Source organism: Streptomyces phaeochromogenes, assembly GCF_001418655.1.
Taxonomy (GTDB): Bacteria; Actinomycetota; Actinomycetes; order Streptomycetales; family Streptomycetaceae; genus Streptomyces; species Streptomyces phaeochromogenes.
This window is the reverse complement of record NZ_LIQZ01000500.1, coordinates 1-6,484: the sequence shown is the minus strand read 5'-3', so window position 1 is coordinate 6,484 and position 6,484 is coordinate 1. Positions and strand designations below refer to the sequence as shown.

At 70.2% G+C, this 6,484-nt stretch carries 5 protein-coding genes; 1 reads left to right on the top strand and 4 read right to left on the bottom strand.

The features are described from left to right. Window positions 1–147: 147 nt before the first annotated feature. Complete coding sequence (locus AOK17_RS43935) at window positions 148–468, bottom strand: SH3 domain-containing protein (protein WP_055618253.1); 321 nt, start codon at window positions 466–468, stop codon at window positions 148–150. A gap of 177 nt (window positions 469–645) precedes the next feature. Here AOK17_RS43935 and AOK17_RS43930 point away from each other — a divergent pair, with 177 nt between their 5' ends. Continuing rightward, the gene (locus AOK17_RS43930) at window positions 646–2,907 is read left to right on the top strand and encodes a serine/threonine-protein kinase (RefSeq protein ID WP_055618252.1); all 2,262 of its coding nucleotides are present in this window, start codon (window positions 646–648) and stop codon (window positions 2,905–2,907) included. 69 nt (window positions 2,908–2,976) lie between these two features. Here AOK17_RS43930 and ilvD read toward each other — a convergent pair whose 3' ends face one another. From ilvD to AOK17_RS43915, 3 genes are all read right to left on the bottom strand, one after another. Beyond that, entirely contained in the window at window positions 2,977–4,830 is a 1,854-nt protein-coding gene (ilvD, locus tag AOK17_RS43925; RefSeq protein WP_055618251.1) for a dihydroxy-acid dehydratase, read from the bottom strand. A gap of 178 nt (window positions 4,831–5,008) precedes the next feature. Further along, window positions 5,009–5,623, bottom strand: coding sequence for a TetR/AcrR family transcriptional regulator (locus AOK17_RS43920; protein WP_055618250.1), 615 nt, complete (start codon window positions 5,621–5,623; stop codon window positions 5,009–5,011). After that, window positions 5,620–6,444, bottom strand: a complete 825-nt coding sequence (locus AOK17_RS43915) for a sugar phosphate isomerase/epimerase family protein (RefSeq protein WP_055618249.1) — start codon at window positions 6,442–6,444, stop codon at window positions 5,620–5,622. Before AOK17_RS43915 ends, AOK17_RS43920 begins: the two co-directional genes overlap by 4 nt. Window positions 6,445–6,484 lie beyond the last annotated feature (40 nt).

Below are 6,484 nucleotides of genomic sequence, written 5' to 3'. Positions count from 1 at the left end.
AGAGATGTATAAGGGCCAGGGGCGAGGACGAGCACGAGGGTGGGTGAGGGTGGGGCTGAGGGAGCGGCCCGGCTCGCCGGTCTGCGAACCCGCGAGTCCGCGAGATCACGAGTCCGCGAGATCACGAGCCGAGCCGCCCCCGCTCCCTCAGCTGCAGCGCGGTGCCACGTAGCCGTCGCTGCCCGTTTTCACGAAGGCGTCGGAGACGTACTCCCCGACCTTGATGTTGTCCCAGATGTTCGTCGTGCCGTAGGGACCGCTGATCGTCTCGCCCGGGCGCTGGCAGAAGATCGGGACCTTGGAGCCCACTGCGAGGGTGCGGACCACGCGGTACTGGGTGCCGGGGCCGCTGCGTACGTTCACGGTGTAGCCGGGTGCGATCGAGTAGAGCTTCTGGGCCGTGGTGACGGTCGCCTCCGCCCTCGCGCCCGTACTCTCCTCCGCGCTCTCCATCTCTTCAACAGCCATATGGGCCTCCCCCGTTGGATGCGTCTGACGCACTGTCTTGATCGTCGCGAACGCGTTGGCTTGAAACACTTTCTTTTCTTTGTGCACGCGGAGGCTAGCAAGCCGCGTGGGTCTCGTACGAACCATCGACTAGGCTCCGTGCGTCGCGCGTGCGTACGTAATTCACGGGGGTGGACCATGCCGCCACGACGCAGCGCCGGATCCGGTGCCGAAGCGGAACTTCCCGAATACGCCGGGCAGTACCGCCTTGAGTCACGCCTCGGCTCGGGCGGTATGGGTGTCGTCCATCTGGCGCGATCGACCTCGGGGCTGCGGCTCGCGGTGAAGGTCGTCCATGCCGAGTTCGCCAAGGACCCCGAGTTCAGGGGACGGTTCCGGCAGGAGGTCGCGGCCGCGCGGCGGGTCAGCGGTGCCTTCACCGCACCGGTCGTGGACGCCGACCCCGAGGCCGAGCGGCCCTGGATGGCCACCCTGTTCATACCGGGGCTGACCCTGGCCGAGCATGTGAAGCGGAACGGCTCGTTGTCGTCCGCGCAGTTGCGTCAGGTCATGGCCGGCCTCGCCGAGGGGCTGCGCGACATCCATCGTGCCGGTGTCGTGCACCGCGATCTCAAGCCGAGCAACGTCCTGCTCGCCGACGACGGTCCCAAGGTCATCGACTTCGGCATCTCCCGGCCATCGGACAGTGAGCTGCGCACGGAGACCGGCAAGCTGATCGGTACCCCGCCCTTCATGGCCCCCGAGCAGTTCCGCCGCCCCCGCGAAGTGGGCCCGGCCGCCGACATCTTCGCCCTCGGGTCGGTCCTGGTCCACGCGGCCACCGGACGCGGGCCCTTCGACTCCGACAGCCCCTACATCGTCGCGTATCAAGTGGTGCACGACGAGCCGGACTTGACCGGTGTCCCCGATGATCTGGCCCAGCTCGTCGGCCGCTGCCTCGCCAAGGAGCCGGACGAACGGCCCACGCCCGACGAGCTCATGGCGGAACTGCGGCTCGTCTCCTCGCTCTACGACACCCAGGCGTTCATCCCCGCTCAGCGCACATCGAAGCCGGGGGCCGAGACCGACGCCAAATCCGAAGCCGGCTCTGGGCACGTCCCCGCGCCCGCACCCGAGCCCGGGGACGGTCCGACTCACGTGCGCGGCAAGCGGCGTACGGCAGCCGGGGCTTCCGGGCCTGACCCGGACCGGGACCGGGACCAGGACTCGTCCGTCGGTTCCAGTGACCTCTCGTCGCGCAACCGTCGTCGCCGCCGTGTCCGTCTTTCCATCGCCGGCGTCGTATCCGTACTGGCGGTGTGGGGTGCGCTTCTCTTCGGTGTGCAGAGCGTCGACGGTGACTCCGGCCGTAGTCCGGAGTCGGGCACCGAACGCCGTGCCGCCGCCGACGCCTTCCGCCCGTGGGTCACGAAGGTGGGCACCGGGAAGAGCGGCATGCCCCAGTGCACCTACGGCGCCGGGAGCCTGCGATGCGCCGCTCCCGGTGTGCTCGCCGCCTCCGTCGACCCGCTGAACGGCAAGGTGCGGTGGACGCGGAAGACCGGAACCGCGGGAGTCGGCGGCGTGGTCGCACCCGTCCTGTCGGGTGGACTGGTGCACGCCGTCACCCCGGACCAGAAGCAGCTCGTCGCGCTCGACCCCGACACGGGCAGGACCCGCTGGACGCTGGACATCGCGGAGGACGAGGGCAGCACGCAGCAGAGCGCGGGCGATACGGTTCTGCTGACCTCGCCCGACGGCATGGTCACCGGTGTCGACGGCAAGACCGGGGACCGGCTGTGGCGCCATCGCGTGGCCGGCCGGGCCCAGCCCTCCTTCGCGTACTTCGGCGGTGATCTCGCGTACGCGACAACACTGGGCGCCGACAGCACGAGCACGCAGGTGATCGCGGTGGATCTGCGGACCGGGGACGTGCGGTGGCGCCACAGCCTCGACGGACTGCTCGTCCCCGTCGGGGCCGCGAAGGGCACCCTCTGGCTGACCGGGGAGAACTCGTACCAGGAGACCGTGAGCGTCGTCGGCTACACGCACGACTCGGGCCGCGTACGGCGGATCCCTCTCGGGCTTCCGCTCCCGTCCGCCACGGCCGCCCTGCACGATGGAACGGCCTATTTCCTGGCCACGGGTGGGGCGCTGGTGGCGGTGGACCTCGACGCGGGCAAGCAGCGGTGGCGGCTGGAGACGTCGGTCAGCAGGGGTTCGGCGCCGACCGCCGACGCCCGGCATGTGTACGTCACCTCCCCCGACGGCCGACTGCTCGCGGCCGACGCGCGTACCGGCAAACTGCTGGGCCAGACCCGTCCACGGCTCAGCGGCGACAGGACCGAAGGGGTCGTCGCGGAGCTGCCCGCGCCTCTGGTCGTGGGCGACCGGGTCTACGGAAGCGCGCCCGACGGCAGTGTCTTCGCGGTGGACGCCCGCAAGCCCGCCGGCTGGTAGGTCCCGGAAACGGCGAACCCGCCCGGTGGTGAGGACCGGGCGGGTCCACGTGGTGGGGGTGGGGCGGGGCTAGCCGAGTTTGGAGACGTCTCGGACCGCGCCCTTGTCGGCGCTCGTCGCCATCGCCGCGTATGCGCGGAGGGCGGCGGAGACCTTTCGCTCGCGGGCGGCCGGGGCGTAGACGCCGCCCAGGGCTTCGCGGCGGGTGGCCAGCTCCTCGTCGGAGACCAGGAGCTCGATGCCGCGGTTCGGGATGTCGATGCGGATGCGGTCGCCGTCCTTGACGAGGGCGATCGTGCCGCCGGAGGCCGCCTCCGGGGAGGCGTGGCCGATGGACAGGCCGGACGTGCCGCCGGAGAAGCGGCCGTCGGTGATCAGGGCGCAGGTCTTGCCGAGGCCGCGGCCCTTCAGGAAGGACGTCGGGTAGAGCATCTCCTGCATGCCGGGGCCGCCCTTGGGGCCCTCGTAGCGGATGACGACGACGTCGCCGTGCGTGATCTCCTTCTTGAGGATCTTGTCGACGGCCTCCTCCTGCGACTCGCAGACGACCGCCGGGCCCTCGAAGGTCCAGATCGACTCGTCCACGCCTGCCGTCTTCACGACACAGCCGTCGACGGCGAGGTTGCCCTTCAGGACCGCCAGGCCGCCGTCCTTGGAGTACGCGTGCTCCGCCGAGCGGATGCAGCCGCCCTCCGCGTCCTCGTCGAGGGCCTCCCAGCGCTCGGACTGTGAGAAGGCCTCGGCGGAACGGACACAGCCGGGTGCCGCGTGCCACAGCTCCAGGGCTTCGGGGGACGGGGAGCCGGCGCGGACGTCCCAGGTCTTCAGCCAGTCCGACAGGGACGGGCTGTGGACCGAGTGCACGTCCTCGTTCAGGTGGCCGCCGCGGTGCAGTTCGCCGAGCAGAGCGGGGATACCTCCGGCCCGATGCACGTCCTCCATGTAGTACGTCCGGTCCTTGGCCACGTTCGGGGCGACCTTGGCGAGGCAGGGCACGCGGCGCGAGACCGCGTTGATCTCGTCGAGGCCGAACGGAACGCCCGCCTCCTGGGCCGCGGCCAGCAGGTGCAGGATCGTGTTGGTCGAGCCGCCCATGGCGATGTCGAGCGCCATGGCGTTCTCGAAGGCCGCGATCGTGGCGATGTTGCGCGGCAGGACCGTCTCGTCGTCCTGCTCGTAGTAGCGGCGGGTGATGTCCATCACCGTGCGCCCCGCGTCCTGGTACAGCGCCTTGCGGGCGGTGTGCGTGGCGAGGACCGAGCCGTTGCCGGGGAGCGAGAGGCCGATGGCCTCCGTCAGGCAGTTCATGGAGTTGGCCGTGAACATGCCGGAACAGGAGCCGCAGGTCGGACAGGCGTTCTCCTCGATACGGAGGATGTCCTCGTCCGAGATCTTGTCGTTCACGGCGTCGGAGATCGCGTCGACCAGGTCGAGCGTACGGACCGTGCCGTCGACCAGGGTCGCGCGGCCGGACTCCATGGGGCCGCCGGAGACGAAGACCGTCGGGATGTTCAGGCGCAGGGCCGCCATCAGCATGCCGGGCGTGATCTTGTCGCAGTTCGAGATGCAGATCAGGGCGTCGGCGCAGTGGGCCTCCACCATGTACTCGACGCTGTCCGCGATCAGGTCGCGGGAGGGCAGGCTGTAGAGCATGCCTCCGTGGCCCATCGCGATGCCGTCGTCGACCGCGATCGTGTTGAACTCGCGCGGGATACCGCCAGCGGCCGTGATGGCCTCGCTCACGATCCGGCCGACCGGCTGGAGGTGGGTATGGCCGGGCACGAACTCGGTGAAGCTGTTGGCGACCGCGATGATCGGCTTACGGCCGATGTCCGCACCGGGTACACCGGAGGCGCGCATAAGGGCGCGTGCGCCCGCCATGTTGCGGCCGTGGGTGACTGTGCGGGACCTCAGCTCGGGCATCGTCGCTCGCTCCTTCGGAGAGTAATGACTCACGTCGAGCGTACGCCGGTCATCCAGGGATTGGACATGGCGTCCGGAATGCGGGATGCCTGTCTCGGTGTTCGGCTGCGGGTTCCGCCGTGTGGGTCGCGCCCACGCTGCGGAAGCGTACGTGTCACAGCCCCGCGCCCCTGAAGCCTCAGGGGTTCGTCAGGTGGGCCTGGATCACCGGGGCCACCCTCGTGATGATCTGTTCCGGGTTCGCCGAGGCCAGGGGTTCGACCTTGATCACGTACCGCAGCATCGCGATGCCCACGAGCTGGGCCGCCGCGAGCTCGGCGCGCAGTTCGGCGTCCGGTGTGTCCAGCTGGGCGGCGACGCGGCGGAGCAGCTGGGCCGAGATGAGGCGGCGGAAGACCGAGGCCGCGACGTCGTTGTTCACGGCTGAGCGGATGATCGCGAGCAGCGCCTTGCGGGTGGCCGGGTTCTCCCAGACCCCGAAGAAGAAGCGGGCCAGCCGCTCTCCGACGCCGTCCAGGGGGCCTTCCGCGATCGAGCCCGGGGCGGCCAGGAGGGGTCCGAAGGCGACCTCGATGGACGACTCGAAGACCTGCTCCTTGGTGCCGAAGTAGTGGTGCACGAGTGCCGAGTCCACGCCCGCGGCCTTGGCGATGCCGCGTACGGACGTCTTCTCGTAGCCCCGCTCGGAGAACTCCTCGCGGGCCGCCGCCAGGATGCGGTCGCGGGCGGCGGGGGCGTCCGCGGAGTCCGCGTGGGAGGGGCGTCCGCGGCGGCGCGGGGCGGCGCTGGTCACGAGCGCGGGACCCGTACGGCCGAGGCCAGGTGGAGCCGGGTGAAGGCGAGGGCCTCCGCCAGGTCGGCCTCACGTTCGGCGCTGGACATGGCACGGCGGGTGTTGACCTCGATGACGACGTGGCCGTCGAAGCCGGACAGGGCGAGGCGTTCCAGTAGCTCGGCGCAGGGCTGTGTGCCGCGGCCGGGGACGAGGTGCTCGTCCTTGTTGGAGCCGTTGCCGTCGGCGAGGTGGACGTGGCCGAGGCGGTCGCTCATGCGGTCGATCATCTGGAGCGCGTCCGTGCGGGCGGTCGCCGTGTGGCTGAGATCGATCGTGAAGTGGCGGTAGTCGTCCTTCGTGACGTCCCAGTCGGGGGCGTAGGCGAGCATCTCGCGGTCGCGGTAGCGCCAGGGGTACATGTTTTCGACGGCGAACCGGACGTCCGTCTCGTTCGCCATGCGCCAGATCCCGGTGACGAAGTCGCGCGCGTACTGGCGCTGCCAGCGGAACGGGGGGTGTACGACGACCGTGCTCGCGCCGAGTTTCTCGGCTGCCGACTGGGCGCGCTGGAGTTTGGTCCACGGGTCGGTGGACCAGACGCGCTGGGTGATGAGCAGGCAGGGGGCGTGGATCGCGAGGATCGGGACCTGGTGGTAGTCGCTGAGGCGGCGGAGGGCCTCGATGTCCTGGCTGACCGGGTCGGTCCAGACCATGACCTCTACGCCGTCGTAGCCGAGGCGTGCGGCGATCTCGAAGGCCGTTGCCGTCGACTCCGGGTACACGGAGGCCGTGGACAGGGCGACCTTCGCATCCGGGATGCGCACGACTGGTTCTGCCACGGGGACAGGTTACGGGGTGGCTCTGGTGGTTGTGTTCGGG

Bases quoted from the DNA above. Each gene is read 5' to 3' on its own strand.
- AOK17_RS43935 (WP_055618253.1), bottom strand. From the start codon at position 468: ATGGCTGTTGAAGAGATGGAGAGCGCGGAGGAGAGTACGGGCGCGAGG.
- AOK17_RS43930 (WP_055618252.1), top strand. From the start codon at position 646: ATGCCGCCACGACGCAGCGCCGGATCCGGTGCCGAAGCGGAACTTCCC.
- ilvD (WP_055618251.1), bottom strand. From the start codon at position 4,830: ATGCCCGAGCTGAGGTCCCGCACAGTCACCCACGGCCGCAACATGGCG.